The following is a 26,028-nucleotide window of genomic DNA, read 5'->3' as shown; positions in this document are numbered from 1 at the left end:
CCCTGGCAGCTGCAAAGGCGTAACCTTGATATTTGGCATCGAACCGATATGCTGCGCTAATTATGCCTCACCGCACCCAAAGAAACGTCAATCTTGATCTGGACCTGATCCGGACCTTCGTCACCGTGGTGGAGGCGCAAAACTTCACACGGGCAGGGCAGCGCTTGGGCCGCAGCCAGTCCGCCGTCAGCCTGCAGATGCGCCGGCTCGAAGATCAGGTGGGTGTCACCCTGCTATCGCGAGATCCACGTCATGTCGTGCTCACCGAAGAAGGCGAAATCTTCCTTCCGCAGGCGCGCCGGCTTCTGCGCGTGAACGACGAAATACTCGCGGAGGTGAGAGGCGACGACATCGAAGGCGAGGTCCGACTCGGAGCGCCGGAGGATTTCGCGACGGTCCATCTGCCCGACATCCTCGGGCAATTCGCACGGCTCCATCCGAAGGTCGCGCTCACCGTCACCTGCGACCTCACCCTTCACCTTCTCGAAAGCTTCGCGAGGGGCAGCTTGATGTCGCGCTTGTGAAGCGAGAACCTTTAGGACCTGACCAGGGCGTGCGCGTGTGGCGCGAGCATCTCGTGTGGGTCGCGGCGGACAAGAGCGTCCTAGAGGGGGCATCGGTCGCTCCCTGATCCTCGCTCCATCGCCCTGCGTGTACCGCAAGCGCGCCATTGCCGCGCTCGAAGCCTCCGGCCGGCCCTGGCGCTGCGCCTATACGAGTCCCTCGCTCGCCGGCCAGCATGCCGCTTTGCGGGCGGGGCTGGGCGTTACGGTGTTGCCGCGAGATATGGCGCCGGCGGATCTGGTCGTGTTGGGAGAAAGCGACGGCTTGCCCATTCTGCCCGATGCGGAGATCGCGCTGCTGCGCGCCCGGACCGCTGTCCCCATGGCGGCGGCCCGGCTCGCAGAGTTTGTGCTCAGCGCGCTCGATCGCCGCCACGCCCTGCACGCCGCTGCTTAGGCGTGCAGGCCTCACGCCCTGAGGAGGGTGTGGCGGCGCGGGGCGCTAGAGCGAGGTGGTGCAGGTTCACACCCGGATGTCGACGATGCGAGGACCGGGCCGCGGCGTGGCTGCGGGCTCTTGCACAGGCGCGATGGCCTCCACCGGACGATCCGTCGCGCTGCTGCGGTGACTTGCGGCCAGCACGACCGTCTGCGCCAGCTGAGCTGACCAGGCTGCGCTCCAAAGCGGCAGGGTGGATGGGCCGATCCTCACGTGGGCGCGTCCAAATCGACTCGCGCAGCACAGGCGGCAACTGGAAGGCCGAGAAGCTCGCACAGCTGCAGCACAACAGAGTGTTCTTCGGCATCGTAATCGCCGTCCGCCTGAGCGATCGCAGCCGCGGTGTCGATCAGGCGTCGCGAGACACCTGCCTGTCCGGCCAGCCGGCGGACCGCCGCTTCGGCCACAGCCGCCCCGTCCTGCCGATCGCGGGCGAGATGATCGCTGAGGGTTTCGAAGCCCTGCAACACCTCCTGCATGCCGAAGACCGCGGCCGCCGAAGTGCTCCGCATCCGGGCGATCATGCGGTGGCGTTCCTCGGGTCGTACGCAGCCATCGGCTTGGGCCACGAGGGCGCAGGCCGCAATCAGCGCGTTCAACTGGATCTCATCACCGGGGGTCCAGATATCGCTGGCCATGATTTCAGGCGGAGACCGGCGACGACGGACAACATGGTTCATGGCTAGTTCCCTCTTCAAAGGGGGGCGCCGACGCCAGATGGTGTGCGCGCACAGGCAACGACACCGGACCCAGCTTCGAGGCACCCGATGCGGTCCGACATCACGACCAGGATGATCGTCAGAGGGGCCCGGCCCGCCAGCTAGAGATGATGACTGCTGCGCCCGACTGCGAATGAGAAATGACAATGAAGGTCATTGCCTTGGCTCATCCCTCCAAAACTCCCTCGTCACCCGCCTGAGTGAAAGGAAAACTCATCTCCCAGGCGCGGAGCTAGGCAAACGACGTCCTTGAATGGCCGCGTGACTAAGATCAGTTCTTCAAATCATCTAGATCTGGCCTTTGAATTCTACTTGATATTCTGCAGCGGCTACCAAGATCAGGCTAGCGGCGCTGTTGCGTCGCCCTCAGGCGAGGCGCGCCACAAGCAAAGGAGCTGGACATGGGTTTTCATCAGCAGGTGCGGAACCTGGGCTTTGCCAACGCCGAACTCCTGACGACGCCGGCTCAGGAAGCCGACCACCGGATCGCCAATCACCTTGCGATGCTCGCGGGCCTGGCACAGCTCGAAACGACCAAGTTGCGCCAGGGGCGGAAGCTTACTCAATAGACGACGTGGCGCAGATCCTAGAGCGTTTGCGGGCCCAGGTGCTCGCAATGGCGGAACTGCACCGCGCCTTGGCCCTCCACCCCGGCCAGGACATTCCCCTCTCGGACCATCTGCGCCGCGTCGCCGGGAGCGCCGCCCTGACGTCTCCTGGGCGCGTCTTGCTCCACCAAGAGTTGGCTGACGACTGCGCTGTCCGGCCTGAGGCCGTGCTGCCTCTTGGGCAGATTGTGTCCGAAGCGATGACCAACGCCCTGAAGCATGCGAAGCCGCGCAGCGCCATGGTGCAGATCGCCGTGCGGTGCTGGCGCGACGACCTCAACAGGGTCTGCGTCGAGGTGGCGGACAATGGCCCTGGGCTGGCCCCTGATGCGGCCTCTTCCAACAGCTTGGGGCTTCGGCTGATCCGTCAACTGGCGCGCAAGGCTGGCGGCGCCGCTGAGTTTGTCTCCACGAAGACAGGTCTGCGGGTGCTCGTTCGGATCCCGCGGCACCCCCCTTCCGGCGCCTGGAGCTGAGCGCCAAAGCCCCCGACGCAACAACAGGAGCACCACCATGCGGATCGGTCTTAGCTGGCAGATAGCTCAAGCCCTGGGCGCCTGTTTCCTGGTAGCCGGCTTCCTCCTCGCCCACGCCTGGGGCGAGCCGAGGCGATGCCGTGAAAGGTTGCGCCCAACTGGTTCCGCCGCATCCGCCTCAAGCGCTAGCTCCGCTGGCGGGTACAGCGCGAGGACACAGCGGCGGCCCTCGCGCGCAAAGCGGCGCGCCGTAATCCCTGCGCCTTCAGCGTACCCAACATCAAAACAAGGAACGAGACATGCCTTTCGAGTTCGACCCTCATTGGACTAGCGCGTTCGCCGTCTGGGCTCCGCGCCTCCTCAGCGCCGTGATCGTCCTCCTTCTAGCCTGGTTTCTGGCTAAGGGTGCGCGATGGTCCCTGGCGCGCATTATCGACCGGGTGCCGGGTGCGGCGGCCCACAACACCGGCAAGCCGGCGAAGGAATCCTTGGGCCATCAGCTCGGGTCCCTCGGCTACTGGCTCGTGCTCCTGATCGGCGTGGTCGCCGCAGTCAGCATCCTCGGCGTGCGCGGCCTGACGGAAGCTGTCGGACCCCTGAACGTGCTTGTCACCGACGTAGCGCATTTCATCCCCAATCTTGTGGGGGCGGCGCTGATTTTCTTCATCGGCTACATCGTCGCGACCCTCGCGCGCCGAGTGGTGGAAGCGGCGATGAGCGCGGCTGCCGTGGACAGGACACTCGATCGGGCCGGGTTCGGCCGTCTCACGGGAGCCACGGGCCTAGCGCCCACCGCCGGGATCGTCGTATTCGTGCTCATCCTGATTCCAGCCGCCATCGCGGCGCTCCAGCAACTTGGAATCGCGGCTATCTCCGACCCCGCCGTTGCTGTCCTGACCACCGTACTTGACGCGCTCCCGCGCCTGCTTGCAGCGGCCATGGTGCTGGCGATCGCCTTCGTCATCGCCCGCTGGGTCGCGACCCTGATCGAGCAGATCCTGCCCTCGCTCGGCTTCGACAAAGCGGTCGCTGGTCTCTACAGCGCGGGAGCGGAGACCTCGTCCGATCCGGCCGTCGCCAGCGATCCTGCGACCGTCAGCATCGCGCCTTCCAAAGTGGTGGCCCAGATCGCCCTCTACGCGGTGATGCTCTTCTCGGCCGTCGAAGCGGCTCGGCTGCTCAACTTCAGCGTCGTGGCTGACCTGCTGCGCCAAATGCTGGAGCTCGGCGGGCAGGTGGTGTTTGGCGCCGTAATCATCACGGCGGGCGTACTGATCGCCCATTTCCTGGCCACCTTCATCGCTCGATCGATGGGGAGCAAACACGGCTTCGCTTCGACGCTCGTGCGCTGGTCCACCATCGCTCTGGCCACGGCGATGGGCCTTCAGTTCATGGGTATCGCTGACGAAATCGTAATCCTCGCGTTCGGCCTCATCCTCGGGTCTGCAGCGGTCGCCGCCGCCCTGGCTTTCGGGCTTGGCGGGCGTGAGGCCGCCGGCCGGCTTGCCGAGCGGTGGACCACGAAGGCGGCGGTGGACAAGACGTCGGAGACCGGGCCGGCTTGAGGCCCCCGCGAGGCGCTCCCGGAAGCAGTTGTGGAGGAAGCGGCGCTCCCTCCACAACGTCTTGGACATCTTCTGCTCCCAGACGGACTACGGCGACGGCTTAGGCGGCCTTTGCAGCCGTAGAGTCAGGATCACCGCCCCAGCCACGATCACCGCCAGGCCGAAGGCGAGCACGCGCGGACGGGTCGCCGCCTGAGCCAAGGCGGAGGCGGCCTTCACCACGGCGATCGGCGCCAGGTCCATGGCGTCCCGGAGGTTCTCGCCGGTGTCGCCGAAATCCCGCGTCAGATCTTGCGCTACCGCCTTCAAGGCGACCTCCACCTCGGGCGGCTCAGGCGGGAGATCTGCGGCGTCTGTTTCGGCAGAACGGGTGGTCCTCATCATGGCTCATCGCGGCTGCGCTCGTCGCTCCGCCAGAGTTGCCTGCCGCGGGGCCGAGCGCAAGCCGTCACCGGACGCCAGGCGTCGTGTTCGACCGCAGGCGGGGCCGGTGAGGGCCGCCGCCGCCGCCGACATTTCCACAAGGGCCGTCAGCAAGCAACCGGAGGGCCGCCACCTTGACAGTCATGTTTGTTCGGATCGTTGTTGTAGAGCTTCAATGCACGTAGTCGTGCGGCGTGCGTAATGCCGGCTGCTGGTCGAGGCGTACACTGGCGAGCAAACGCGGGGGCGGGGCAGACTGAGCAGCCTCTTCCCCGAATGTGGAGCTCATGAACGAGGACACACCGTGTTTACTCATATGCTGCTGCCGACCGACGGGTCCGAGATCGCTGCAAAGGGGGTCGAAAAGGGGATCGATCTTGCCACACGGCTTGGCGCCAAGATCACGATCATCACGGTTTCAGAGCCGCTGATCCTCTACGTCGGCGCTGAAGGGGGCTGGAACGCAGCTTCCGCCATGGCGGACTACGACGAGTACCAGGCGAAGACGGCCGCTGCTCTGCTGCTCGCGCTGCGCAAGCAAGCCGAGGCTGCCGCCTTGAACGTCGAGACGCTGCATGTCCCGAAAGCGCAGCCGGCCGACGCAATCGTCGAAACCGCTAAGAGCCGTGGCTGCGATCTGATCGTGATGGCCTCGCATGGGCGGCGTGGTTTCCGCCGCCTCATCCTGGGCAGCCAAACAGCCGAGGTCGTGGCACGCAGCTCCGCGCCTGTTCTGGTGGTGCCGCCGGACCCTTCCCAAGGCTGATGCACGATTGCTCATGGCCGACCACATCGAGGCTCGCAGGGTCGGCGCGAGTTCTTCCGCCGTCCCCGGCCTCCGGCCGGCATTCGACAGCGAATGGCTGCAGCCTATTGGCCTCGACGGGTACATGGAGGGCCCAATCGAGAGTCCGACAGTGCATAATGTGCCGAACTCATCAGAACTATCGGCCGAACTCAATGCAGGTAAGTGGGGTGAAAGCGTTAAGCAGATGAGACGCAGCAGGGAGTACTGCCGATGAGTGTGGAACTGCATCGCCTCAAAGGCGTCATTGGGCGCATCAAGGCGGCTGTCGCAGCAGAACTGATCCTGCCCCAGCCGTCACCCGTCAGGGTCTGTGCGCTGACTGACCGGGAGCGCCTCATCGCCGCGCGCCTTGAACATCTCCGGCGGTTGTCCCAGACCGTTCAACGCTGAAGGCGCCAACGCAAGGCTCCGGCCGCGGGCGCGGCGTTATGATCGCTGGCGTCATGACCGTGCGAGATGGTGCGCAAGAGGTAGGCTCAGAGCCATGATGGTCAGCGTGGGGTTCGCCCAACCTGCTGTAGGGAACACCGAACTGCCGGCGACATAAAGATTGGAGATCCCGTGCACCCTGCCGTTAGGGTCGATCATCCCGGTCTCCGGTGTTTCGGACATGCGAGTGGCCCCATATGGGGGCAGCCCGCGATGGGATTCTTCGAAATCAGCGGGTCAAATTCCAACTTCTCGTGGCGTCCTCCAGCCATGAAGCCAGCGCCGCACTGCCAAGGTCTAGCCGGCTGAGCTCCTATTGAGCACGAGCATCGCAACCTTCACGGCGCGCTTGTCGAGATCGTTCAACCGGCAGTCCTATCGCACGACGGGCATGTTCAATTGGCCCCGCCGAGCAAGGGGGACTTCCATCCGGCTCTCCGCGGCAGGGCTCCTGAACCGCCGCATTGAAGTCGAACCCGCCGCTTTCGAGCAGGATCACGTGACGGCCACGATCGGATAATGCTCGCGCGACGGCCTATCCGGTGCGCCCGCCTCGACGACGCAGACATCCGCCTCCACCCGTCCCGGCGCCGCAAATGAACCCAGGTCTCCTGTGTAAGCTCGCCCCTTGAAGGATTGGCGGCCGAGCTTAAGCGTGGTTCTATCTCTACGCATAAACTTCATGGCAGCATCGTAGATCGCGCCCTCCCGCGCACCCGATTGTCGATCGGTCAGGGTCATGCGCTGGGATCTGGCGTTTACGGAGTTAGACAACATTACTGGCAGTCGGCGCATGGCTTGGCACTCCGCGTCCGTATGGTTTGGCGGGCGCGCTGACGGCAGTGAGCCCGCGAAGTTCTGCCCGAGATGAGCTTCGTCCCTCGCCGCGACGAGTGTGCGCAGAATGAAGCCACAACCCCCTCGCGTCGGGCTCCTGATCGACACCGAAGCCTACTACCAAGCGCTAGCGAACGCGATCGAGGTCGCGCAGAAGTCGGTCTATGTTCTGGGATGGAGCTTCGATCCCCGGACGCGCCTTGCGCCCGATGGTAACGAAGGACCGGATGATCCCGACGAAATCGGGCACGTCCTAATCCGTCTCGCGAACGCCAAGCCCGATCTGGATATCCGGATCCTGGTCTGGGACACGACCTTCATGATTTCAGCAGCCCATAGCGGCTACCCGCAGAGGGCAAGGCGCTGGTTCGCTGGAACCCGGATCCGCTTTGAGCTGGACGGCTCTATTCCGCTCGGCGCGTGCCACCATCAAAAGCTGGCGGTCATCGACGACGCCCTCGCCTTCTGCGGCGGGGGCGACATCGTGCCTGGACGATGGGACACGCACCACCACCTGCATAAGGAGCCCCGGCGCCTGCTGCCGCACTTCGTGCATCATCTGCCGCGCCACGAGGTGATGGCGCTTGTGGATGGCGCAGCGGCGGCTGCGCTCGGTGACGTCTTCCGAGAGCGATGGAAGGCCGCCTGTGGCGAAGCGCTGCCGGTCCATCCGCCGGCGCCCAAGCCGCCCTGGCCGTCACCGCGACCGCCCGCGCTTGTGAACTCACAGGTTCGGATCGCCCGCACATACCCGCGCACGAAGACCCGCCAAGCCGTGGCGGGAGATCCACGCGCTGCGATTGGAGTGCATCGCGCAGGCGAGCCGTCTCATCTTCCTCGAGAACCAGTACTTCACCTCTCACGAGCTCTGCGAAGCTCTCGCCAAGCGCCTGCAAGAGCCAAATGGGCCAGAGATCGTGTTGATCAGCACCCTCCAGTCGCCAAGCTGGTTCGATCGTATGACAATGGACACAGCGCGAGCACCTCTCCTCGAACGCCTCCAGCGTGCTGACCGCAACCGCCGCTTCCGCGCCCTTGGACCCCGGACCACGGGGCGCGCGCCTATCCTTGTTCATTCGAAAGTGGCGATCTTCGACGATGAGGTGGTGTGTGTTGGCTCCGCCAACTTGAACAACCGCGCCGAGGCGTTCGACAGCGAGCTCGAGGTCGCGGTGACGGCCACCGATATTTCAGGGCGACAGGGCGTTCGGGAGCTGCGGAACGAACTGATCAGCCACTTCCTGGAGATGCCGTCCGCGCGCCTCGCCGCGCTGGAGACCGAGACTGGCAGCCTGACAGCGGCTCTGGACCTCAGCCCAAACGCGCGGCTTACACCCTTGCGCGCCTCCCCCACGCCGCTCGAGAGGGTTATCGCCTCGCTCCGTCTCGGAGATCCGCGAAATGTCGAGGAAAACTGGCGTCTGCTCGGCCGTCGGACCTTGGGTAGATGAAAGCCGCGGCTGCTCGGCTACCGCCAGCGGCCGCGGCCCGTCATCAGTTGGCGATGAGCAGGGGCAGTAGCGGCTGCTCGAGCGCCGTGCGGGTGACGCCGCCGAAGATCAGCTCCTGGGCCTTTGGCGTGCCGTAGGCCCCATCACCAGGAGACCCGCCTTGTCGGCGACCGCCGTTTCCATGAGCTGGATGCCGAGTTTGCGTCCGTCCGCCCAGAGCGTCCTCGGCGTGGCGGCCACGCCGTGGCGCTTGAGATAGTCTGCGGCCAACCCGACGCCTTCGGGCACGCTGGCGGCCTTGCCAGCGTCGATGCTGACCACGTCCACCGACTGCGCCAGTTTGAGCAGGGGCAGGGCGAACGCCATGGTCCGGGCCGCCGCCTCGCTGTGGTCCCAGGCCACGAAGACCTTGCCCAGCGAAACAGGCTTCTCCTGACGCCAGGGGAGAACAAGCACCGGACGTCCGCTGCCGAACGCCAGGTTTTCCACCGCCCTACGTCCATCGCCGTCGCCGTCGTCGAGGCCGGCGACGCTGAGGTCGTGGGTACGGGCGATCACCGCGAGGCGTGGATTGGAGCGCTGACTGGCTATGTAGCTCGATACGGTGTGGCGCACGCCGAGCCGCGTGCAAACCTCGCGCACCATGGCCACCAGCTCTTCACCCCGCGCCCGGCTGTCGGATTTGAGGGCCACCATCGATGCCGCGAAATGCGGCGGCACCGCATAGGCCATCGGGACCACGTCGATCACCGAGACCGTCACCTCGAGCTCCGCCTTTAGCCGGTGGGCTAGGTCAACCGCGCGCTGGATGACGGCGTCTGGTTCAGAAGGGGAAAGGGTCGATAGATGGAGGTGAAAGCTGCCGGCCATGAAACTGCTCCTCTTGCGGGGCTTCGAGCCCGCTGTTCGCCCCGCCGTGATGCCGGGGCCATCGCCTTCAGGTGAGCGCGCAAGGAGCGAAGGCAAGGCCGTGAGGGATGCGTTGTAGTGAGCCCCCAGATGAGTTCTTGAAATGCACTGGATCGCAATCGAACAGCAAGTGGCTTAGACCTCAGATATCAGGGTAGGTCGACGCGATTTAACGCATCATCTTGGAGAAGCTCGATCGCTGGTGGAGACGTCCCGGTACGGCGACCAGGCGCTAAGGTTCCGCCCACATCCGGATGAGATTGCTGATCCCCTTGTCGAGAAGCAGGCGTCCGTGCCCGTCAGGTGTTTCACGACGCGCGCACGCCAGATCGAAGAGGAGCTCGCGCTGGTCGGCACTGCGAATGGCACTTTGGGCCCACCCCACACACGCCGATCTAGTCCCCCGAGTTATGGCCGTTACCTCATGTAGGAACCCAGTCGGATAGATAACCGCCGCACCGGCGGGCGGCTTGAAGCTGCTGTCGCCAAGTGGACCCATGATCCGGAGCTCACCACCTTCGTAGGTCGATGGATCGGAGAGGAAGACGGTGAAACTCACATCAGTTCGAAGCGGAAAACCGTGCTCATCGTAGGCGGCGGCGTCGTCTGTATGCAGGCCATATCGGTGTCCCTCCGAATATCGGGAGAAGATGAGACCGGACCAGCGAACGGGCCTTACCGCGGTCTGGAATTCCGATCGACCTTCCAGCGCTCCTCTGATGCCGCGCGCCAACTCCAACACAAGCGGATCGTCTCCTCGCGCCTGTTCGTTCAACTTCACCTTCCGCGCGCTGGAGCCCGCCGTCGCCCGGCCGTCGCGGAAGGACACACGGGCTAAACTGGCTGAGATATGAGCCAGTTCATCTGGCGTCAGCACGCCTTCGAAAATCATGCCGCACCTGCTCGGGATCGAAAACGCTCCGCCATGTGGTCGGGGCTTTCGGCGGTTCGATTGCTCGAAGGGGAAATCTTGAACCGCCCGTAGGCGACTCTCCTCTCGTCCGCGATCGCATTCAGTCAAAAATATCGAATATCGAGCGCTTCCTCGCGCGCCCGTGGCCGAACTCTCCCCGTTCTCCGAATTCGCCGCGCTCCCCGAATTCGCCAGGACCGGACGGCCAAGGCCGCGCCGTTGGCGTGGGCGGCGAGGGCGGGGCTGGACGGTGAGTGGATCTGGACGCGCCTTCCTCGGTCGCTACGGCCATGAGCTTCTCCAGCTCCCCGCGATCGAGCCAAACCCCTCGGCACGTTGGGCACATATCAAACTGTACGCCGCCGCGTTCAACGGTCGTCATAGAGCCGTTGTCATTAGGACAGAGAAGAAGCGGCATGGGGTTCCTCCGGTGAAGTCATTCGCATAAGAGCGAAGTTCACCAGCTAAGTCGCATGAGAAGCGGACATGACGCTGATCACGGACGTGTATCATGAATACCCGCAACCGACCGCATGTCGATGCCGACGCCGTGGATTTCCGATAATGCTTATTCCAGGCGTTGGGTAAGCCATTGAAATATATCGGTTATTTCTGATAAGATATATTAGGCGCAAAATGTATGTAGCCGCCATTTAGTAATGTCACCGGTGTGGACAGACTGCCCGCCGCCCAGTCGCGCGACAGCCCGTAGGTCTACGGCTTTTTCGAAACACACTGGTCGATGAAATCGACGATCACTCCCTCGTAGTGATCCGGAGCGACCTCATCGATCTTGAAGTCGGGGATCTTCCGGCCGGTGTGAGGAATGAGGGTAACGGGCTGGACCAGACCAAGTGCCGACACGTTAAAAACAACCTGCCGCTCCTTGGTGTAGCCCTCTTCTTCGAGAGTGATGAAAAGCTGCGCCAGCCCAGCGTGGTCGTCGCCTCGAGGCTTTTCCGACCAAGACAACGACATGCCTGTGGCCGCAATCTCGGCGTTCACGGCATCGACGGCCGCACCGATCTCTTCCTTGGCGAGAGTCCACCGCCGGCGAATAGCCTCGCGATGAGCTTCTTTCTGGGACTCCGCAGCCACGCGGGCCAGTTGCTCGACCGCCGCAGCGGCTTTGTCCCGCGCTCGGCGTTCGAGCACTTCAGCTAGTTTGGATTTGGCGTCGCCATTCATTCCACGGTCTCGCGGGACAGGTTAGCTCGATTCGGCCATGTCACCGGAAGCCGACGTCAAATCCGGACGCAGCCCATGGCCTGCAGGACGCAGCATCCCTATTCGTCGTCACCGACTATGAAACGGGCGCGCTCGTACAGCTCGTCAAAGGTGATGATTTCCGGGTGGCGAGTGTTTCGGCGAAATGTCTCGAAGGACCGAAGCTTCGACTCATTTACCCCGGCAGGCGTCCGGAATTGCTGGAGCGTGCCGACGACGAGGAACGACTTCGGCTCGACGTTGAACAGCACCTCCCCTGTCGGATTTCCTTCGGCGTCCTTGGGCTCGAATTTTTGCCGAAACGCTTGGGCCGCGGCCATGACCGTCGCTTGGGCCTGGGCGACGCCTCCGCTGATTTCGCTCGAAGGCTGCCATGCGCCTGGGCGATATTCCCGGCCTAGCAGCGGCTCGTCATGCCGCTTGATCTCGACGTAGCACAGTGAGCTGATCTGCCCGCGGGTTTTGAGGAGCGCGTCTGCGCGCTTGCCGCGTTCCGCAATACTGGCGCCGAGGACCACCTGCTCCGGGTCGCGGTCGGATAGCGGCGTCAGGAATTGGTAGCAAAGGCCGTAACCGAAGATCCAACTGTTGCCGGTGAAGAACTGCTGCCACAGGGCCTCGGGATTTAGGCTTAGCCGCTGCTGCTCCGCCGCAAAGAAGCTCGCGTCCTCCAGAAGCCGCTTGAAGCGGTTCAACTGCTCGCGTCGATAACCGACAGCGACGAGATCGTGCTTCGTGAATTTGTTCTGGACGATTTCCGACAACACGTCCGGGTTGGCCTCGTAAACACGGAGCGCATCTGCGCGATCGGATATCAAACGGCGCAGGGTTTCCGGGGATATGCGCGCCTTCTCAGGTGACTCCAAATTGATCGATTGAAGGCCGATAAGAAATTCGACCAGCCGTTCGACTTCATGCGGCAAGAAGCTGAAGTGGAATTTGTCGGATGGACCGCTGCGCGCGTTATACTTCTGAATAGTGAGAACCTGGACCGATCGATCCGTCTCGACCAAGGTTGCTTTGATTTCGTAGCGTTCGCCTGGGGTAACGCGGAGGACAACCTCGTCTTTTATTTTGGCTGACCGAAGGCCCCTGTCGGTGTCGATAGCTTGAGTGACGATCCGCATCCGCTGTTCGGGCAGACCAAAGGCTCTGCTCGGATAGGACCAACCTTCCTTCCGGCCGTAGTGGATGTCACGCTCGTCAACGTCCTGCACCATTTGGCAGCCTCCCCGTTGGCCCATCCTGGCTCCTCAGCAGGTATTCCTCGGCCTTCATTTATTGTCTGACGCGCGTCTCGTTCAAGAACTTGCGACTGGCGAGTCAGCTCTCCGGCCATCGCGATAGAGCATATCACGCGCCGCGAACAAAACGAGAAACATTGCTCGACGTGGCGCCACGCAGGCGCCACCCTGGCTCCATGAATTCCGATTCGAAAACCGCGACGGTCCGCAGTCTGGACCGCATCAATCTGCGCCTGGCCGGCGAGACGTTCACCGCGATTGACGCGGCCTGCGCGGGCCGGCCAGGCAACATCTCCCGCAACACCTGGATCGCTGAAGCGATCGAGGAAAAACTGGCCCGCGATGGCAAGGGCGCCCTACTCCAAGACGTTGAGCGCCGCGCCCATGTCTGAGTTCTATGAATTTTTCGCTGGCGGCGGCATGGCGCGAAAGGGCCTGGGCCCCGAGTGGACCTGCCTTTTCGCCAACGACTTCGACTTCAAGAAGGGCCTCACCTACCAGGCCAATTTCGGCTCGGACGAGCTGAAGGTAGCTGACATCCGCGAGGTCACCCCCGCCGATCTGCCCGGCGTCGCCGACCTGATGTGGGGCTCGTTCCCGTGCCAAGACCTGTCGCTTGCCGGTATCGGCGCCGGGCTGAAGGGGAGCGGTCAGGCACCTTCTACCCCTTCTGGGACGTGGTCCGGGCGCTCAAGGCCGAAGGCCGGGCGCCGAAGCTGATCGCCCTGGAGAATGTGTGCGGGACGCTGACCTCACACGGCGGCAAGGATTTCGAGGCGATCTGCCGGACGTTCGCCCAGGCGGGCTACCGCTGCGGCGCCCTGGTGATCAACGCGGACCTGTTCGTTCCTCAGTCGCGGCCGCGGTTGTTTGTCATCGGCGTGCGCGCCGATGTGCCGATCGACCCGGCGCTGTTGTCGCCCGAGCCGCTGGACCCCTTCCATACCCGTGGCCTGCGCAGCGCCGTCGAAGCGCTTCCGACGGCGCTACGAGGCGGAATGCTCTGGTGGAACGTTCCGACGCCGGTTCACCGGGTTCGGACCTTCGCCGACGAGATCGAGGAAAATCCGACGAGCGTCGCTTGGCACACGCCAGCCGAGACCGACCGCCTGTTGGCAAAGATGTCTCCGGTGAACCGAGCCAAGGTCGCCGCCGCCGTGCGCGCGGGCCGCCGCATGGTCGGCGGCGTCTACAACCGAACCCGCCTTGATGAGCGTGGCGCGAAGGTGCAGCGGGCCGAGGTAAGGTTCGACGATGTGTCCGGCTGCCTGCGGACTCCGGCCGGCGGGTCCAGCCGGCAGGTCATTCTGGTCATCGACGGCAAGAAGATCCGCTCGCGCCTGATCTCAACGCGCGAGACGGCCCGGCTGATGGGCCTGCCCGACGACTACAAGCTGCCCAAGAACTACAACGAGGCCTACCACCTGACCGGCGACGGCGTCGTCGTCGACGTCGTGCGCCACCTGGCGAAGCATGTGTTCGAACCGCTGCTGGCCGAGGCGCGCGAGGCACGCGAGGTCGCGTGACCGACTTGTCCCAACGCGACCCCGATGCGGTCAACTTTCCGCCGTTCGAGACCGAGGATCTGCGGACGAACCTGACGACATTCCTCGATACGCCGTTCGACGATCCGTCCGGCGCTCAGCCATTCGTCGGCAACTACCGTTGGGGCGTCTACGCCTTCTTCGACTATGACGGCGAGCCGATCTACGTCGGCCAAACCAACGAACGGCTGCGGACTCGCATCCGCCGCCATCTGACCAACCAACGGACCGACGCCGTAGCCATGTCGGTGCTCGACCCCTTCGAGGTGTTCGAGATCGAAGTTTGGCCCCTCCCCCAGTTCCAGGACTCGAACCGCGCCGACCAGGCCGCCCGCCAGCACCTAGACGCGCTGGAGCGGCTGATCACCGAACGCGCGGTCGAGGGATCACAGTTCAAGGCTATCCTCAACGAGAAGGACCCGCCGCCTGGCGCCCCTCGCGGTCCAGGCGCCGCCTTCGTTTCGAGGCCGCATCGTCTCCGAGCGCGTCTTCGAGCTTCGCTCTCATCCCGATTTTCGCATCGCCCGACGCGCGCTGATCATTTCTCGACTTGCCCAGGTGATTTCTGAACGAAAGGTCCAGGGCGGTTTGCGGCGGGTTCTGCTGACACAGGCCAAACGCCTGCAATGGCTTTCCGCCAGGCGCTACGAGGCCCTGGGCGGAGCTGCGTCGGTGGCTGAGGAAGCCGAAGGCGAAGAGGTCTAAGGCACGTCGGGTCTCGCCGCCCTGGCGGCCGTCTGCGCCGGGGGTGGAAACATGTTATCGACCGACCACCCTAATCTTCTGCCCGACCTGCGCCAGCTTCGGTACGGCGTGATGCCGGTGAAGTGGCCGGACGGCTCCGTCGCTTTGGTCCTCAAGGTGACCAAGGAAGCGATCCTGGCCGCGCGACTCCGCGGCGAACTGAAAGTCTATCTGTTCAGCGATCCGGATCAGACGGACCGCCATCTGGGGATCGTGACCGCGTCTTTCGACGACCATGACGAGCCTCTCACCGTGGTCACCGCCCTCTTCGATGGCGACGAGCTGTTGGCGGACGTCACGGCTGCGCTGGGCCAAGCCGAATTCGACGTCTACTTCTTCGACGAACACGACCGAGAGCTGATGGGTGTGCGGGTCTGCAACACGGCGGCCGGTCGGTTTCAACGCGAGGTCGCCGCCGCAGCGTTCGGGCCGTTCGACCTGGAGACCTATGGCGCCCTGGCGGAAAGGCTGGCCCAGCGGTTCGCCATTCGGGACGACGCTGACGACCAGGCGGCCTTCACGCTGACGCTCGGCGAGCGGCTCTATCCCGATGACCTGGTGCTCTATGACACCAGGCCAGAGGCCTACGCCTTCCGGGATGCACACCAACACCCTGCGATCTCAGAGCTCGTCCGGGAGGATCCTGGTCCGCCCCAGGAGCGGGATATCGCCATGATGCTCGGTCGAGTTTTCCCGGCCGAGAGCATCTACCTCAACCCCTTCAGAGCTGACACCGGCAAGGAACTCAGTGATGTGATGGTCGCCACCAACAAGGTGATGCTGTTCATCGAGGCAAAAGACAGCCCCAACACCGCCGTGTCGCTCGGCCGAACGATGGATCGCAAGCGGTTGACGATCCAAAACCAGATCAAAAAGGCGACCAAGCAGCTGAAGCGGGCCTTGGTCTATGCCCAGGGAGACCGACGGCGTCGTCATCGCCGGCCGACCAGAGCCGATCGGCGTTCCGTTAGCCGGACGCCAGCTGCTCGGGCTGATCGTGGTCCGCGAGATGTTCGACCACGACCAGGTCGCCAACAGCGAACCGGTTCTCGCCATGGTCGACGAACTGCAGCTGCCGATCATGCTGATCGACTACCCCGGTCTGCATGTGGTGTCGCAGAACCTGCGGACGCCGGCGAGATTTCTGAACGCCCTGCACGACCTTTTCGATATGGCGCTGGAACGCGGTCAATTCCCCAGGTCGGTCTGGAATGGGCCGCCCCTGGATGGCTAGTCTCGCCGTTGGCGACAAGTTCCAGAGAGATGTCTGGGGCCAGGCCGAAGAGTTGGGCTAGGATTGCCGCCCTGAGCGGAGTAAAACCGGGTGTCGGTCATTTTTCTTGGCCCCTCCGCCGGACACACGGGCCTCCCTAGGGGGGCAGGTGTGTCTCCCAGGCGGCGACCTTAGTGTCTCCCAGTGGGTGGACCCGGGCACCCTACAGAATCAGGACGTCCGGCCAAACTGTATTCCGGCATCCCGCATTCCCCGCGTACCATTCATAGACCCATGGTGGGGGGTGACCCACGTGCCTCCCCCCTCAAAGTTGCGGCGGGGCCGTCGGCGCCTCATATCGGTTTCAACAGATCGGAGCCGCCGCCATGAGCGCAAAAGAAGAAGGCAAGTCCGCCGAGGCGGAGTTGCGCACGAACGAGAAGAAATGGTCGAAGCCGCTGATGGACGCCGGTTGGACCGTCTTCCCCAGCGTCATCATCGAGAACCAGAAGCAGCTCGGCCTCGACGCCATCGATGTGAACATCATCCTTCACCTTGCGTCGAAGTGGTGGAAGGCGGAAGGCAAGCCGCACCCCTCGAAGGGCACGATCGCCCTGGCGATGGACGTCGACCCCCGCACCATCCAACGGCGGATCGCCAAGATGGAAGGGGCTGGCTACATCCGCCGTGAAGAGCGGCGCGAAACCAGCACCGGCAGCAAGACCAACATCTACCACCTGGAGGGTCTGATCGAGGCGGCTCGGCCGTTCGCCGAAGAGAAGATCGCCGAGATCGCCGAGAAGGTGGAGATCGCCAGGATCAAGGCCACCCGCAAGGGCGCGCCGAAGCCCAAGCTCAAGCTGGTCAAGTCGGAGTAACCCCCCATCGCGGCGTAGCTCAGTTGGATAGAGCCCCTGTTTTCGACATGCACTGGTCGGTCGCACGCCAGGTCATGGGCAGGGAGGTCGCGGGTTCGAGTCCCGCCGCCGCGAGCCAAATTCACAGTCGATGGGGAGGGCCGGACACCCTCCCCTCCAAGAGATCGCGACGTAGCTCAGCCGGATAGAGCTCCTGTTTTCGACATGCACTTGGTCGGTCGCACGCCAGATGTATGGGCAGGAAGGTCGCGGGTTCAAGTCCCGCCGTCGCGCGCCAACGCTGCCAACCCGTCGAACGGCCGGCCGGCGGCACCCAAAAATGAAGATCCGATGGGGCGGCGTAGGGATCTCGCCGGCCCCTGCCAGTCTTTGCGAGGTTGAAGACAAACGCTTCCCAAACGCTCGGCCCTTGCTTGGACTCGCGGTCCCTCCTCGGCTTCAGGGGCGCGGGGGCATTACCGCCGCGTCCAGCCGGCGATGGATCAGCGACACCAGCGAGAGCAGGTCCTCAGCATCCTCGAGACTCATGTCCCAACGGATCCTCGCCTCGTGGGCGGTCGGATTGCGGAACATGCCGAACGTCCCGATCACGAGATTGGCGAAGCCGCGCTGCTCGTCCTGCTCGCTCTTGGTGCGGCGAGCGTTGATGGCCAGCATCGGCGCGTCGCCGCCGAGGGCGCGATTGACCAGGGTGGCGCCATCGTCCGTCAACCCCGTCCGGGTGCGCAGCTTGTCGCCGACGCTCTTCACCGCCTCCAAGACGGCGTGGAAGTAGTTCTCGGCCAGCCACTCCGGGCGGCAGAAGGCCAGGACGTCTGGATGGATGTTTCGCCGAAGGAGATCAGCTCTGAGATCCCGCGCCCGCTTCTCCGCCTCGGATATGGTCGCCGCAACCTTGGCCGTGGATAGCGTTCCGGCGGCGTCCACCTCCAAGCCCATGAACGCGAGCGCCTCGTTCAGTCGCAGACGAAGGGGCTCGTAGCCGTCGCGTTTGCCGAGCCAACGGGCAGGCGCCATGGCGCGCCGGATGAATTCCAGGATGCCGGTGCGCTTCTGGCGGCGATTCTGATCCGCCGCGAAAGCCGCAAGGAGGCGATGTCGCTTCGTGGCAGTCGGGTCGGGATCGGCCATCTTCAGGGTGCTGAGGATGTGACCGATCTCGCTGCCGCTGAGGCCGATGGCCGTGTCCCCCATTGCGGCCGCGATCCCTTCAACCTCGATCTGTGAAAATACGGCCATCCCCTCCCCTTCCCGTCGATGGCCGAACGTCTGCGATCGTCGGGGTCACAAGGCCCCGCAGGTTCTCCACGAGCGTGCGATGCAGGGTCTCCGTCGTGACGCCGCGCAGCCGCGCGAGATCAGGCAGCATCAGGGCGACATCGGACGGGCGCGAGGGCCGACCGTCGGCCTGGGTGAACGGGCCATCGGTCTCCGTGAGCAAGCGGTCCAGCGGCAGGCCCGCCACGATCTCGCGGTGACGCGGTTGGATCAGCATCTGGGCGTTGATCGAGAAGTAGTAACCGAAAGCGGCCGCGCGCCGGGCTTCGGACTTCGAGCCGGTGAACCAGTGCAGGACCACCCTGCCCCGGTCCGGCGGCAGGTGCCGCTCAAGGTGATCGAGCACCTGGCCAACCGCCCGGACGCTGTGGACGGTGAGGATCTTCCCGCCGGCTTCCGCGCTGGCGCGAAGGACACGCTCGAAGACCGCCTTCTGGTCGTCGAAGGATCGATAGAACCGCGGGCCGGCGTCGAGGCCGACCTCCCCGACATAAGTGGCTTCGGGCAGGAGCTGCTCCCAAAGCGCGATCTCCGACTTGCGCTCAGCCACCACCTGCGGATGGAGGCCCAAGGCCACCCGCACGTGGGTGGACCGGCTAGCGAGCTCCACGTTCCGCCGCCACGCCTTGGGCGTAGTCGTCACCGCCAGGGTCGCCACCTGGTCCCGGTCGCACTCGGCGATCAGGGCCTCATGATCAGGGTAGAGGTCGAGGTGGCAATGCAGGTCGATCAGCTTCGGCGTCGCGATCGTCATCAGAGGGGCCTTGCCACAACCCCGGCCAGCAGTGCCCCCACTTCGTTCAGGCCGTTCACATAGACCTGTTCATAGGCGCCAAGCTCAGCCGGCGCGTCGTTCAGCGGGCCGGGCTGATGGATACGAAACCGCGCGGACCCGGGCCGCGCCCTATGCCGGGCGATCGCCAGCTGGAACGACCGGACGTGCTCGCCTTCCGCCTTCGCCGCGTCGAGCGGGCGGCGCGCAGATCTTGCAGGGTATAGGTGGTGTTATCCGTGCCCAGTCCGGCGACCAGGGCAGCGCGACGGATCAGGCAGGGAACGCAATGGCCACAGTGCTGCGGCGGGGCGCCGGACCAGCGCGCCTTGGCCGGCGAGCTGCAGGACATCGTCCCCTTCGCGGTGCGTTCGAGGAAGGCGCGATCGGCGCAACCGGCGACCATCTCGCCCTTGGTCTGGTGGCGGTAGCGGTTGTTGAGGTTTGCCTTGATGCCCAACCGGCGGAGGAGCTCATTCCATCGCGCCATGTAAAAGGGATGCGTCGTGCGGGTGCTGAGGGATCCAAGCCGCAGGGGGTCGAGTGGTACGTTCAGGGAGATGAGCCCGTTCTCGGGCACGTGGATCGTCACATCATCCTTGATCGCGTCCGCGGCTAGGGCCGCGAGGGCGAAGAATAGGAAGGAGCGGCCGCGAAGCGAGTTCTCGACGCCCGAACCGGCGACGGCGTCGGTTGGGAAGCCGACGCGCGCCCGAAGGTGCATGAATCCCGCCTTGGGGTAATGTTTCTCCAGCCGGTTGCCGCAATAGGTTTGATGGGCGCTCGTTACCCCATCCCAGTAGTGGCTGACGAACAGGGGCGCACGGCCGCCGGCCAGCAGGTCGATGGCGCCGATGAAACTGTCGAGGCCGCCCGAAAACAGGCAGACGTCCGGCGGGCGATACATCGCAAGCCGAGGTCGGCGCCGGCGCGAGGCGTTTCAGCCCCGCCGGCCGCGCGCGGAAACGCAATCCCCACCGGTCGCCGGTGAGGAAATTGAGCATGCGGACCACCAAGTCTTCTACCGATGTCCACAGCGCCGGGTCGGAGACAGGGACTTCGAGGGTGATCTCACGCGTCCAGCCATCCTGCGATTCCGAGCGCCGATTGATCCGCGTGTCGGCGGCGGTGAGGGTCGCCGCCAGCACACCAAGGTCAACGGCGATCTCGCTGGGCCGCAGACCCACCGCCGCCAATTGATCGAGCGCATGGCCCAGGCCGAAATCCAGCCGGCGATCCGCCGCGATGAAAGAGATCTCCGTCTGCTGAACCCCCGCGGCGGCGGGAATCCGCGCGCGGTCCCGGTCGCCGAGTCGGCACACGACGCTGTGGGGTCTCATGCGTCGTCTCCCAGGATGGCCAACATCTCGAACGCCGCCTCGTAGATGCCGTTCGCCGCGCCGACGACCGCGCGATCACTTAGGCTTTCGACACCGCTGAGCCGGCCCGCCAGTTCGCCACGCACTGTGCCGGCGACGAAATCGTGCAGCTGCGCCTGCAGCCTGTCGATCGCCCCGACATCGTCGGGAATACTCACGCCCTTAATTCCGATGTCGTTGAGAATCCGGGCTTCGATGGTGCGGGCGACCACATCGAGGAAGAACTCTTCGAGCTGGCCCGCGGTCAGCGTATCGAAGCGCCCAGCCCTTCCTCAGCCAAGCTGTCGATCGCCTCCAGCATCCCCTGTCTGGCGATCGCTTCGTCGAGCGAGCCTCCCGGCGGGCAGATCACTTCCAGGAGGGAGAGCAGCACGTCCTCGGCGGGGCGGCCGGCCAGACCGGCCAGATCGACCCGCCGCAACGCCTCGGCGGCCCCATCCCGCGCGACGTCGCGAACGACCCCGAGGAGCCGGCCGGCGGCCGCGCGTGCTTCGCCCATCCGGCGCGCGGCCCGCCCGCTGCCGCCGACGCCATCGCGCACGTAACGGGAGACGCCCCGGGCGAGTGCGTCTCGGTTGCCCGTGCGCGCAAACTGGTTGAAGGCGATCCGGGCGCTGCGGAACGATCCCGCGCCGCTGAGGTCCGGCGTGATGCGCGGCGGACCGGACGCCGCCGCGGGGTCGACGGGAGCCGTCTCGGGTGCGGCCACGCCCGTGGCGGGGTCGTCTACCCAACTGGGGATCAACCCGATTTGAGGCCCGCCATAACTGCTGGAGGTCCCCATCAGGTGGCCCGTTTGAGTTTCGAAGAGGCCACCGCCGCCGCTTTGAGGCCGGCGCTGGTCGCGCTCGTCGCCCAGGTCTGCTGCAGGCTGGCGAATTCGCTGACGATCCCGGGCTCGACGAACGCGCCGCCCCAGCTGGTGACCGCCCAACCGCCGACGCTGTCGACGGGAAGGCCCTGCAGGAAGCCGAGAAGCCGCCGCTGCAGGGGCGGGCGCAGACGCGCGAGAAGCGCCAGTCCCGGCACGCCCGCTGGCGCGCTGGTTAGTTTCTCGGCCGATAGGATCCGCGACTGCAGAGCGTCGAACACCTGTTCGGCCTCCGCATCGTTCAGGCGCGCCACCTCCCCTCGGCCGACCGGGCGGCCATGGCAGAGCCGCTCAGACGCTCCACCAGGGCTTCCAGGTGATCGGCGGCGATCACGCCGGCGAAGAAGCTTCGCTTGTCGCGGGTCACGAACACATAGGGCCGCAGGTCGATGTCGGCGAGCGCCGGCTCGATCGCCGCCCAGCCCTTGGCCCAATCACTCTTCAGCCAGTCTTCAACCTCAGGCTCCGCCGCCGTCGTGCTGGTCTTCGCGTTCCGCGAGGGGGTGGCGGCTTCACTTTCCGGGGAAGAGGCCTCAAGCACGGCGAGCGCCGCGACCTTGCCGTTCGCAGCCGTCGCCGCCAGGCGAGAGAGCTGCTCGTAGAGGTCGGGGGCGAACCGCTCGGCGAGCATGACCTTGGCGAGCACCGGCAGTTCGATCTCCTCGCCGAAGCCCCGCTCGTCAGCGATCGCCCGGCGCAGCGCCATCGAATTGAGGAAGCGCTTGATCTGACGCGGATTGCCACGCGTCCCGTCGGTCAGCAGCCGCGTCACTTGCGCGCTAATGCGCAAAGCCTCCTCGACCGGCTGGGGAATGACGCCGGAGAGCGCCGTCTGGACCGCCTTGCGGTCGAGGCCACGGCTGGCCCACGGCCGCCGCAGGTCCTCGCGCGCCGCGGCCAACAGCGCCTGGAACGGCGCCGCCCCCTCGCCCAGGGCGCGCTGCGTCAGGAGCAAGGTGACGTAAGCCCGTGTCTCGGCCAGGCCGAGCGCGGGAATGCGGAACGGGACCTGGATCAGCTTTTCGAGATAGTTGCGCGCATAGGTCATTGGCCCGGAACTGGCCGGTAGATCGGGGAAATGGCGGCGCACGGAATATTCGATCATCGCCTCGTCGGCGGCGATGACGAAGGCGGTGCGCGGGACGAACAGGAAGAGCCGGATCGCTTCGAGCGTCGAGATCGCAGTTTCGGGTAGGCAGCGGTCGAGATCGTCGATCAGCACCACCAGCTGATCGATATCGGCGGCGTCCAACAGCGCATCGAATTCCTCGCGGAAGGCATGCATCTGATCCGGGACCGTCTCTGATGACGACTCCGCCGCCCTCAGCAGGCCGCCGGCCTGCTCGGTCACCGCTTTCAGGTTCTCCGCGTTGAGCATCTGCCCGGGGTTGGCGACCAATCCGGAAAGGCCGTCATAGAGGCTCTTCAGGAGGTCGGGCGACGGGATACCCGTCGTCGCCGTAAACGCCAGCCCGCCGGCCTTTTGGGCGACCTTGAGCCAGTCTACCCGCTTCAACACCTTCTTCGCCGCTTCAGCGACCTTGGTGGAGGTCGGACGCGCCCGCCGCAATTCGGCGACCAGCGTCTCTATGACGACGGTCTTGGCGTCCTCGAAGCCCTCGAACACCCAGCCGTTGAACCACAGGGTCACGATCCGCTTCTCGCCCTCGAAGGCCTGGGCCGTCATCTTCAGGACGCTCGACTTGCCCGCCCCCCAGTCGCCGTGGACGCCGATGGTTACGGGCACGCTGGCGCTCTGACGGATAAGTCGCACAACGGTCCGCGCGACCGCCTCGTAATAGAGGAGATCGACCGCGGTCTCCTGGTCGCTGAGAAAAAGCGTTTCCGGCGGTGCAGTCATCGTGAAAGCTCACCGGTCCCTTAAGGGTCGGCGATGCGCTTCCCCGCGTTGTGTCGAAAGACGAAACCTAAACATTCGCAGCGGAAACTGTCCAGAAGACGGGATTGACCGGCTAGGCGCTCGAAGGGGGCCGCCCCGTAGGAGCCGCGTCAGCGGCGGGACCAGGACGCGCGCCGGCCACTCTCCGTATCCGGGGCGTTGCGGGGTGTCCCTGCAGAAGGGGTCGGACGAGACTTGGGCTCAGCCGCAGGGGAAAACTTTCCCGTCCCCCCATCGGGAACCGCCCCTTTCCAGACCTTCACCTCGTCACAGATTGCATGGATTTTTAATGACATTCCTTGCAAAATCACCCCGGAGGCCTAGATTGCAGCCATGAGCAAGTTCGACCAGTTCAAGGCCAAGCTCCGTCCCGGGCAGACCTACCGCCGGGCGGACTTGGCCCAGTGGTCGACGGCGGTCGACCGCCACCTCAAGGAAGCCGTGCAGGCCGGCGTGCTGACCAAGCTCGCCGGCGGCCTCTACTATGCGCCCAAGCAGACCCCCTTCGGCAAGGCGCCGCCCGAGGACGACACCCTGGTGTCGACCTTCCTGAAGGGCGGCCCATTCCTGCTGGCGTCGCCGAACGCCTACAACATGCTCGGCGTCGGCACGACCCAGCTGCAGAATAGGACTGTGGTCTACAACCATAAGCGCCACGGCAAGTTCACCCTGGGCGGCCGCACCTATGACTTCCGCATGAAGCCGGCCTTCCCCAAGAAGCTCAGCCCGGAATTTCTGCTGGTGGACCTGGTCAACAACCTCGACCAGCTTGGGGAAAGCGCGTACGAGGTGCTCGAGCGCGTCAAGGCGCGTTTGGCCGCCGGCGACCGGGGCCGCGTGAAGAAGGCCGCCCAGACCTACGGTTCTGAACGGGCCAAGAAGTTCTTCGCCCGCGCTCTGGCCGAGGTCGGGATGCAGGATGCCGCCTGACCTCCTGCACCACCATCCGCAATTCGCCGACCTGATCCGGATCGTCGCCGACGACCAGGGCATCGCCCCGGCCCTGGTCGAGAAGGACTATTGGATCATGCAGAGCCTCTACGGCCTGCAGCAGCTGGGCCTGACCTTCGAGCTGAAGGGCGGCACCTCGCTGTCCAAGGGCTACGGCCTGATCAGCCGGTTCTCGGAAGACATCGACATCCGCATCGAACCGCCGGCCAACCCGCCGGTGATGACCGGCCGCAACCACGACAAGCCGGCACACGTCCAGAGCCGCAAGGACTTCTACGATCACCTCGCGCAAACCATCGTCATCGACGGAATCACCGCGGTCGAGCGCGATACGGCGTTCGATGACACCCGGCACTATCGCAGCGCCGGAATCCGCCTCGCCTATGCCAGCATCAACGGATCGGTCGAGGGCCTGAAGGACGGGGTCTTGCTGGAGGTCGGCTTCGACGACGTCGCGCCCAACGAGGCGCGAGACATCAGTTCCTGGGCCTATGACTACGCCGCTAGCCGGGTCGAGATCACCGACAACCGCGCCCTGGGCGTCGCCTGCTACCACCCCGGCCACACCCTCGTCGAAAAGCTGCAGGCCATCTCGACCAAATTCCGCCAGCAGCAGGACACCGGCGCGTTCCCGCCCAACTTCATGCGCCACTACTACGACGTCTATTCGCTGCTCCAGGACCCCGCCGTCCAGGCGTTCATCGGCACGCAGGCCTACCTCGACCACAAGGCCAAGCGGTTTCCCAGGGCCGATAACCCCGTCATCGCCGAGAACGAGGCCTTCGTCCTGAGCGACCCCGACGTCCGCCAGAAACTCAAGAAGGCCTATGCGGCCTCAAGCGCTCTCTATTTCCGGGGTCAGCCGGACTTCGACGAGATCCTGGCCAAGATCGCAGAGTGGGCGCCGCGGCTCTGACCGTCCACACGCCGGCCTACGCGGCCTGCAGTTCGTAGCCGCCCTCCCCCCACCCGGTCACACGCATGATCTCCGTGACCCGGCGGCCGCCAGGGGTGCGGGTGATATGGATGACTAGGTCGATCGCCTGACCGATGGCGCGGTGCGGGATGCGCTGGGTCACTTCGCCGATCAGGTCTTCCAGCCGGCTAAGGCCTTCCGCCGCGCTATTGGCGTGAAGCGTGGCCAAGCCCCCCGGATGGCCGGTGTTCCAGGCCTTCAGCAGATCCAGCGCCGAGCCGTCCCGGACCTCGCCGATGACAATCCGGTCAGGCCGCAGACGCAGGGTGTCGCGCACCAGGTCGGTCATGGTCACCGCGGGCTCGGTACGCTTGGTCAGCATCTGGACCTGGTCGGCCGCCGAGCACTGCAGTTCGGCCGTATCCTCGATCAGCACGACCCGGTCGCCGGCGAAAGCCGGCTCGGCCAGGATGGCGTTGGCCAGCGTAGTCTTGCCCGACCCCGTGCCGCCCACGATCAGCAAATTCTCCCGCGCAACGGCCGAGGCCCGGATGATTTCGGCCTGGCCGGCGCTCATCATGCCGCCGTCCACATAGTCGCCAAGGGTGAACACCACCTCGGGCCGCTTGCGGATCGCAAAGGCGGGCCGCGCCACAACCGGCATGAAGGCGCCTTGGAACCGTTCCCCGGTCTCAGGCAGGGTCGCACTGACCCGGGGCCGGTCTCGGGTGACCACTTCGCCTGCGTGGTCGGCCAGGAGCCGCAGGATCCGGTCAGAGTCGGCGGCCGCCAGATGCTCGCCCGTCCACGAGCGCCCCTCCCCGATCCGGTCGATCCAGATCTTGCCGTCTGGATTGACCATCACCTCGACCACCATGCGGTCGGCCAGAGCCTGAGCGATGACCGGTCCCATGGCTTGCCGGAGCGCAGCGACCTTGCGGTCGAGAATAACAGGATGGCGTTCGGTCATG

General features: G+C 65.0%; 32 protein-coding genes, 2 tRNA genes and 1 pseudogene. 17 read left to right on the top strand and 18 right to left on the bottom strand.

Annotated features, from left to right (window positions below):
* Positions 1-62: 62 nt before the first annotated feature.
* Positions 63-524, top strand: a complete 462-nt coding sequence (locus LRS04_RS26040; protein ID WP_257819349.1) for a LysR family transcriptional regulator — start codon at positions 63-65, stop codon at positions 522-524.
* A gap of 127 nt (positions 525-651) precedes the next feature.
* Positions 652-960 carry a LysR substrate-binding domain-containing protein gene (locus LRS04_RS26035; RefSeq protein ID WP_257819348.1) on the top strand — a complete coding sequence of 103 codons (309 nt, stop codon included), beginning with the start codon at positions 652-654 and terminating at the stop codon, positions 958-960.
* 251 nt (positions 961-1,211) lie between these two features.
* Here LRS04_RS26035 and LRS04_RS26030 read toward each other — a convergent pair whose 3' ends face one another.
* Positions 1,212-1,640, bottom strand: a complete 429-nt coding sequence (locus tag LRS04_RS26030; RefSeq protein ID WP_257819347.1) for a tellurite resistance TerB family protein — start codon at positions 1,638-1,640, stop codon at positions 1,212-1,214.
* Between the two features lie 482 nt (positions 1,641-2,122).
* Between LRS04_RS26030 and LRS04_RS26025 the strand changes: the two genes are divergently transcribed.
* The 3 genes from LRS04_RS26025 (at position 2,123) to LRS04_RS26015 (ending at position 4,370) form a co-directional block, all read left to right on the top strand.
* Positions 2,123-2,290: a hypothetical protein gene (locus LRS04_RS26025; protein WP_257819346.1), complete on the top strand. Its 168-nt coding sequence runs from the start codon at positions 2,123-2,125 to the stop codon at positions 2,288-2,290.
* Positions 2,291-2,295: 5 nt separating this feature from the next.
* Positions 2,296-2,805 (top strand): sensor histidine kinase, encoded by a 510-nt coding sequence (locus LRS04_RS26020; protein WP_257819345.1) that lies wholly within the window; start codon positions 2,296-2,298, stop codon positions 2,803-2,805.
* A gap of 299 nt (positions 2,806-3,104) precedes the next feature.
* On the top strand, positions 3,105-4,370 hold the full coding sequence (locus tag LRS04_RS26015; RefSeq protein ID WP_257819344.1) for a mechanosensitive ion channel: 1,266 nt from the start codon (positions 3,105-3,107) through the stop codon (positions 4,368-4,370).
* An 87-nt stretch (positions 4,371-4,457) separates the two neighbouring features.
* Here LRS04_RS26015 and LRS04_RS26010 read toward each other — a convergent pair whose 3' ends face one another.
* Positions 4,458-4,679, bottom strand: a complete 222-nt coding sequence (locus LRS04_RS26010) for a hypothetical protein (protein ID WP_257819343.1) — start codon at positions 4,677-4,679, stop codon at positions 4,458-4,460.
* A gap of 430 nt (positions 4,680-5,109) precedes the next feature.
* On the opposite strand from LRS04_RS26010, the gene LRS04_RS26005 reads away from it, so the two are divergent.
* Complete coding sequence (locus LRS04_RS26005) at positions 5,110-5,559, top strand: universal stress protein (RefSeq protein WP_257819342.1); 450 nt, start codon at positions 5,110-5,112, stop codon at positions 5,557-5,559.
* 252 nt (positions 5,560-5,811) lie between these two features.
* Positions 5,812-5,991, top strand: coding sequence for a hypothetical protein (locus tag LRS04_RS26000; RefSeq protein WP_257819341.1), 180 nt, complete (start codon positions 5,812-5,814; stop codon positions 5,989-5,991).
* A 51-nt stretch (positions 5,992-6,042) separates the two neighbouring features.
* Here LRS04_RS26000 and LRS04_RS25995 read toward each other — a convergent pair whose 3' ends face one another.
* The 3 genes from LRS04_RS25995 to LRS04_RS25985 form a co-directional block, all read right to left on the bottom strand.
* Positions 6,043-6,237 (bottom strand): GMC family oxidoreductase, encoded by a 195-nt coding sequence (locus tag LRS04_RS25995; RefSeq protein ID WP_257819422.1) that lies wholly within the window; start codon positions 6,235-6,237, stop codon positions 6,043-6,045.
* Positions 6,238-6,525: 288 nt separating this feature from the next.
* Positions 6,526-6,771 (bottom strand): hypothetical protein, encoded by a 246-nt coding sequence (locus LRS04_RS25990; protein ID WP_257819340.1) that lies wholly within the window; start codon positions 6,769-6,771, stop codon positions 6,526-6,528.
* 421 nt (positions 6,772-7,192) lie between these two features.
* On the bottom strand, positions 7,193-7,537 hold the full coding sequence (locus LRS04_RS25985) for a hypothetical protein (RefSeq protein ID WP_257819339.1): 345 nt from the start codon (positions 7,535-7,537) through the stop codon (positions 7,193-7,195).
* A gap of 130 nt (positions 7,538-7,667) precedes the next feature.
* On the opposite strand from LRS04_RS25985, the gene LRS04_RS25980 reads away from it, so the two are divergent.
* Positions 7,668-8,318, top strand: coding sequence for a phospholipase D-like domain-containing protein (locus tag LRS04_RS25980; protein WP_257819338.1), 651 nt, complete (start codon positions 7,668-7,670; stop codon positions 8,316-8,318).
* Positions 8,319-8,426: 108 nt separating this feature from the next.
* Here LRS04_RS25980 and LRS04_RS25975 read toward each other — a convergent pair whose 3' ends face one another.
* The 5 genes from LRS04_RS25975 to LRS04_RS25955 form a co-directional block, all read right to left on the bottom strand.
* Positions 8,427-9,188, bottom strand: a complete 762-nt coding sequence (locus tag LRS04_RS25975) for a hypothetical protein (RefSeq protein WP_257819337.1) — start codon at positions 9,186-9,188, stop codon at positions 8,427-8,429.
* A gap of 271 nt (positions 9,189-9,459) precedes the next feature.
* Complete coding sequence (locus LRS04_RS25970; protein WP_257819336.1) at positions 9,460-10,119, bottom strand: Fe2+-dependent dioxygenase; 660 nt, start codon at positions 10,117-10,119, stop codon at positions 9,460-9,462.
* Between the two features lie 121 nt (positions 10,120-10,240).
* Positions 10,241-10,522 carry a zf-TFIIB domain-containing protein gene (locus tag LRS04_RS25965; RefSeq protein ID WP_374577663.1) on the bottom strand — a complete coding sequence of 94 codons (282 nt, stop codon included), beginning with the start codon at positions 10,520-10,522 and terminating at the stop codon, positions 10,241-10,243.
* A 332-nt stretch (positions 10,523-10,854) separates the two neighbouring features.
* Entirely contained in the window at positions 10,855-11,328 is a 474-nt protein-coding gene (locus LRS04_RS25960) for a hypothetical protein (protein ID WP_257819334.1), read from the bottom strand.
* Positions 11,329-11,426: 98 nt separating this feature from the next.
* Entirely contained in the window at positions 11,427-12,587 is a 1,161-nt protein-coding gene (locus LRS04_RS25955; protein WP_257819333.1) for a Shedu immune nuclease family protein, read from the bottom strand.
* A gap of 200 nt (positions 12,588-12,787) precedes the next feature.
* On the opposite strand from LRS04_RS25955, the gene LRS04_RS25950 reads away from it, so the two are divergent.
* The 7 genes and pseudogenes from LRS04_RS25950 (at position 12,788) to LRS04_RS25920 (ending at position 17,263) form a co-directional block, all read left to right on the top strand.
* Positions 12,788-13,003 (top strand): hypothetical protein, encoded by a 216-nt coding sequence (locus tag LRS04_RS25950; protein WP_257819332.1) that lies wholly within the window; start codon positions 12,788-12,790, stop codon positions 13,001-13,003.
* Positions 12,954-14,137 (top strand): annotated as a pseudogene (locus LRS04_RS25945) (DNA cytosine methyltransferase). Before LRS04_RS25950 ends, LRS04_RS25945 begins: the two are co-directional and overlap by 50 nt.
* Complete coding sequence (locus LRS04_RS25940; RefSeq protein WP_257819331.1) at positions 14,134-14,724, top strand: GIY-YIG nuclease family protein; 591 nt, start codon at positions 14,134-14,136, stop codon at positions 14,722-14,724. The pseudogene LRS04_RS25945 and the gene LRS04_RS25940 overlap by 4 nt, the downstream one beginning before the upstream one ends.
* A gap of 187 nt (positions 14,725-14,911) precedes the next feature.
* Complete coding sequence (locus LRS04_RS25935) at positions 14,912-16,273, top strand: hypothetical protein (protein ID WP_257819330.1); 1,362 nt, start codon at positions 14,912-14,914, stop codon at positions 16,271-16,273.
* Positions 16,274-16,498: 225 nt separating this feature from the next.
* The gene (locus LRS04_RS25930) at positions 16,499-16,990 is read left to right on the top strand and encodes a helix-turn-helix domain-containing protein (protein WP_257819329.1); all 492 of its coding nucleotides are present in this window, start codon (positions 16,499-16,501) and stop codon (positions 16,988-16,990) included.
* Positions 16,991-16,998: 8 nt separating this feature from the next.
* A tRNA-OTHER gene (locus tag LRS04_RS25925) sits at positions 16,999-17,104 on the top strand.
* 51 nt (positions 17,105-17,155) lie between these two features.
* Positions 17,156-17,263: transfer RNA gene (locus LRS04_RS25920), tRNA-OTHER, on the top strand.
* Positions 17,264-17,428: 165 nt separating this feature from the next.
* Here LRS04_RS25920 and LRS04_RS25915 read toward each other — a convergent pair.
* From LRS04_RS25915 to qatA, 7 genes are all read right to left on the bottom strand, one after another.
* On the bottom strand, positions 17,429-18,121 hold the full coding sequence (locus LRS04_RS25915) for a TIGR02391 family protein (RefSeq protein WP_257819328.1): 693 nt from the start codon (positions 18,119-18,121) through the stop codon (positions 17,429-17,431).
* A gap of 79 nt (positions 18,122-18,200) precedes the next feature.
* Positions 18,201-19,022: a Qat anti-phage system TatD family nuclease QatD gene (gene qatD / locus LRS04_RS25910; protein ID WP_257819327.1), complete on the bottom strand. Its 822-nt coding sequence runs from the start codon at positions 19,020-19,022 to the stop codon at positions 18,201-18,203.
* A gap of 100 nt (positions 19,023-19,122) precedes the next feature.
* A complete protein-coding gene (qatC, locus tag LRS04_RS25905; RefSeq protein WP_257819326.1) occupies positions 19,123-19,947 on the bottom strand; it encodes a Qat anti-phage system QueC-like protein QatC in 825 nt (274 codons plus the stop codon).
* A 429-nt stretch (positions 19,948-20,376) separates the two neighbouring features.
* The gene (locus LRS04_RS25900) at positions 20,377-20,631 is read right to left on the bottom strand and encodes a hypothetical protein (protein ID WP_257819325.1); all 255 of its coding nucleotides are present in this window, start codon (positions 20,629-20,631) and stop codon (positions 20,377-20,379) included.
* Positions 20,632-20,663: 32 nt separating this feature from the next.
* Positions 20,664-21,128 carry a Qat anti-phage system associated protein QatB gene (qatB, locus tag LRS04_RS25895; protein WP_257819324.1) on the bottom strand — a complete coding sequence of 155 codons (465 nt, stop codon included), beginning with the start codon at positions 21,126-21,128 and terminating at the stop codon, positions 20,664-20,666.
* Between the two features lie 74 nt (positions 21,129-21,202).
* Complete coding sequence (locus LRS04_RS25890) at positions 21,203-21,544, bottom strand: hypothetical protein (protein WP_257819323.1); 342 nt, start codon at positions 21,542-21,544, stop codon at positions 21,203-21,205.
* Positions 21,532-23,151 carry a Qat anti-phage system ATPase QatA gene (gene qatA, locus LRS04_RS25885; RefSeq protein ID WP_257819322.1) on the bottom strand — a complete coding sequence of 540 codons (1,620 nt, stop codon included), beginning with the start codon at positions 23,149-23,151 and terminating at the stop codon, positions 21,532-21,534. Before qatA ends, LRS04_RS25890 begins: the two co-directional genes overlap by 13 nt.
* Positions 23,152-23,523: 372 nt before the next feature.
* On the opposite strand from qatA, the gene LRS04_RS25880 reads away from it, so the two are divergent.
* Both LRS04_RS25880 and LRS04_RS25875 read left to right on the top strand, forming a co-directional pair.
* Complete coding sequence (locus LRS04_RS25880) at positions 23,524-24,120, top strand: hypothetical protein (protein ID WP_257819321.1); 597 nt, start codon at positions 23,524-23,526, stop codon at positions 24,118-24,120.
* The gene (locus LRS04_RS25875; RefSeq protein WP_257819320.1) at positions 24,110-25,057 is read left to right on the top strand and encodes a nucleotidyl transferase AbiEii/AbiGii toxin family protein; all 948 of its coding nucleotides are present in this window, start codon (positions 24,110-24,112) and stop codon (positions 25,055-25,057) included. The genes LRS04_RS25880 and LRS04_RS25875 overlap by 11 nt, the downstream gene beginning before the upstream one ends.
* Positions 25,058-25,073: 16 nt before the next feature.
* Here the strand turns inward: LRS04_RS25875 and trbB are convergent, their stop codons facing one another.
* Positions 25,074-26,027 carry a P-type conjugative transfer ATPase TrbB gene (gene trbB / locus LRS04_RS25870; protein ID WP_257819319.1) on the bottom strand — a complete coding sequence of 318 codons (954 nt, stop codon included), beginning with the start codon at positions 26,025-26,027 and terminating at the stop codon, positions 25,074-25,076.
* Position 26,028 lies beyond the last annotated feature (1 nt).

Source organism: Phenylobacterium sp. J367, assembly GCF_024699985.1.
Lineage (GTDB): Bacteria > Pseudomonadota > Alphaproteobacteria > Caulobacterales > Caulobacteraceae > Phenylobacterium.
Note: the sequence above shows the minus strand (reverse complement) of the source record. Positions and strands in the feature narration are given on the sequence as shown.

Excerpts from the sequence above, each read along its gene's own strand:
- LRS04_RS26040 (WP_257819349.1), top strand. The coding sequence starts at position 63 with ATGCCTCACCGCACCCAAAGAAACGTCAATCTTGATCTGGACCTGATC.
- LRS04_RS26030 (WP_257819347.1), bottom strand. The coding sequence starts at position 1,640 with ATGGCCAGCGATATCTGGACCCCCGGTGATGAGATCCAGTTGAACGCG.
- LRS04_RS26025 (WP_257819346.1), top strand. The coding sequence starts at position 2,123 with ATGGGTTTTCATCAGCAGGTGCGGAACCTGGGCTTTGCCAACGCCGAA.
- LRS04_RS26015 (WP_257819344.1), top strand. The coding sequence starts at position 3,105 with ATGCCTTTCGAGTTCGACCCTCATTGGACTAGCGCGTTCGCCGTCTGG.
- LRS04_RS26005 (WP_257819342.1), top strand. The coding sequence starts at position 5,110 with ATGCTGCTGCCGACCGACGGGTCCGAGATCGCTGCAAAGGGGGTCGAA.
- LRS04_RS26000 (WP_257819341.1), top strand. The coding sequence starts at position 5,812 with ATGAGTGTGGAACTGCATCGCCTCAAAGGCGTCATTGGGCGCATCAAG.
- LRS04_RS25990 (WP_257819340.1), bottom strand. The coding sequence starts at position 6,771 with ATGACCCTGACCGATCGACAATCGGGTGCGCGGGAGGGCGCGATCTAC.
- LRS04_RS25985 (WP_257819339.1), bottom strand. The coding sequence starts at position 7,537 with ATGGACCGGCAGCGCTTCGCCACAGGCGGCCTTCCATCGCTCTCGGAA.
- LRS04_RS25975 (WP_257819337.1), bottom strand. The coding sequence starts at position 9,188 with ATGGCCGGCAGCTTTCACCTCCATCTATCGACCCTTTCCCCTTCTGAA.
- LRS04_RS25970 (WP_257819336.1), bottom strand. The coding sequence starts at position 10,119 with ATGATTTTCGAAGGCGTGCTGACGCCAGATGAACTGGCTCATATCTCA.
- LRS04_RS25965 (WP_374577663.1), bottom strand. The coding sequence starts at position 10,522 with ATGACGACCGTTGAACGCGGCGGCGTACAGTTTGATATGTGCCCAACG.
- LRS04_RS25960 (WP_257819334.1), bottom strand. The coding sequence starts at position 11,328 with ATGAATGGCGACGCCAAATCCAAACTAGCTGAAGTGCTCGAACGCCGA.
- LRS04_RS25955 (WP_257819333.1), bottom strand. The coding sequence starts at position 12,587 with ATGGTGCAGGACGTTGACGAGCGTGACATCCACTACGGCCGGAAGGAA.
- LRS04_RS25950 (WP_257819332.1), top strand. The coding sequence starts at position 12,788 with ATGAATTCCGATTCGAAAACCGCGACGGTCCGCAGTCTGGACCGCATC.
- LRS04_RS25935 (WP_257819330.1), top strand. The coding sequence starts at position 14,912 with ATGTTATCGACCGACCACCCTAATCTTCTGCCCGACCTGCGCCAGCTT.
- LRS04_RS25930 (WP_257819329.1), top strand. The coding sequence starts at position 16,499 with ATGAGCGCAAAAGAAGAAGGCAAGTCCGCCGAGGCGGAGTTGCGCACG.
- LRS04_RS25915 (WP_257819328.1), bottom strand. The coding sequence starts at position 18,121 with ATGGCCGATCCCGACCCGACTGCCACGAAGCGACATCGCCTCCTTGCG.
- qatD (WP_257819327.1), bottom strand. The coding sequence starts at position 19,022 with ATGACGATCGCGACGCCGAAGCTGATCGACCTGCATTGCCACCTCGAC.
- qatC (WP_257819326.1), bottom strand. The coding sequence starts at position 19,947 with ATGTATCGCCCGCCGGACGTCTGCCTGTTTTCGGGCGGCCTCGACAGT.
- qatA (WP_257819322.1), bottom strand. The coding sequence starts at position 23,151 with ATGACTGCACCGCCGGAAACGCTTTTTCTCAGCGACCAGGAGACCGCG.
- LRS04_RS25880 (WP_257819321.1), top strand. The coding sequence starts at position 23,524 with ATGAGCAAGTTCGACCAGTTCAAGGCCAAGCTCCGTCCCGGGCAGACC.
- LRS04_RS25875 (WP_257819320.1), top strand. The coding sequence starts at position 24,110 with ATGCCGCCTGACCTCCTGCACCACCATCCGCAATTCGCCGACCTGATC.
- trbB (WP_257819319.1), bottom strand. The coding sequence starts at position 26,027 with ATGACCGAACGCCATCCTGTTATTCTCGACCGCAAGGTCGCTGCGCTC.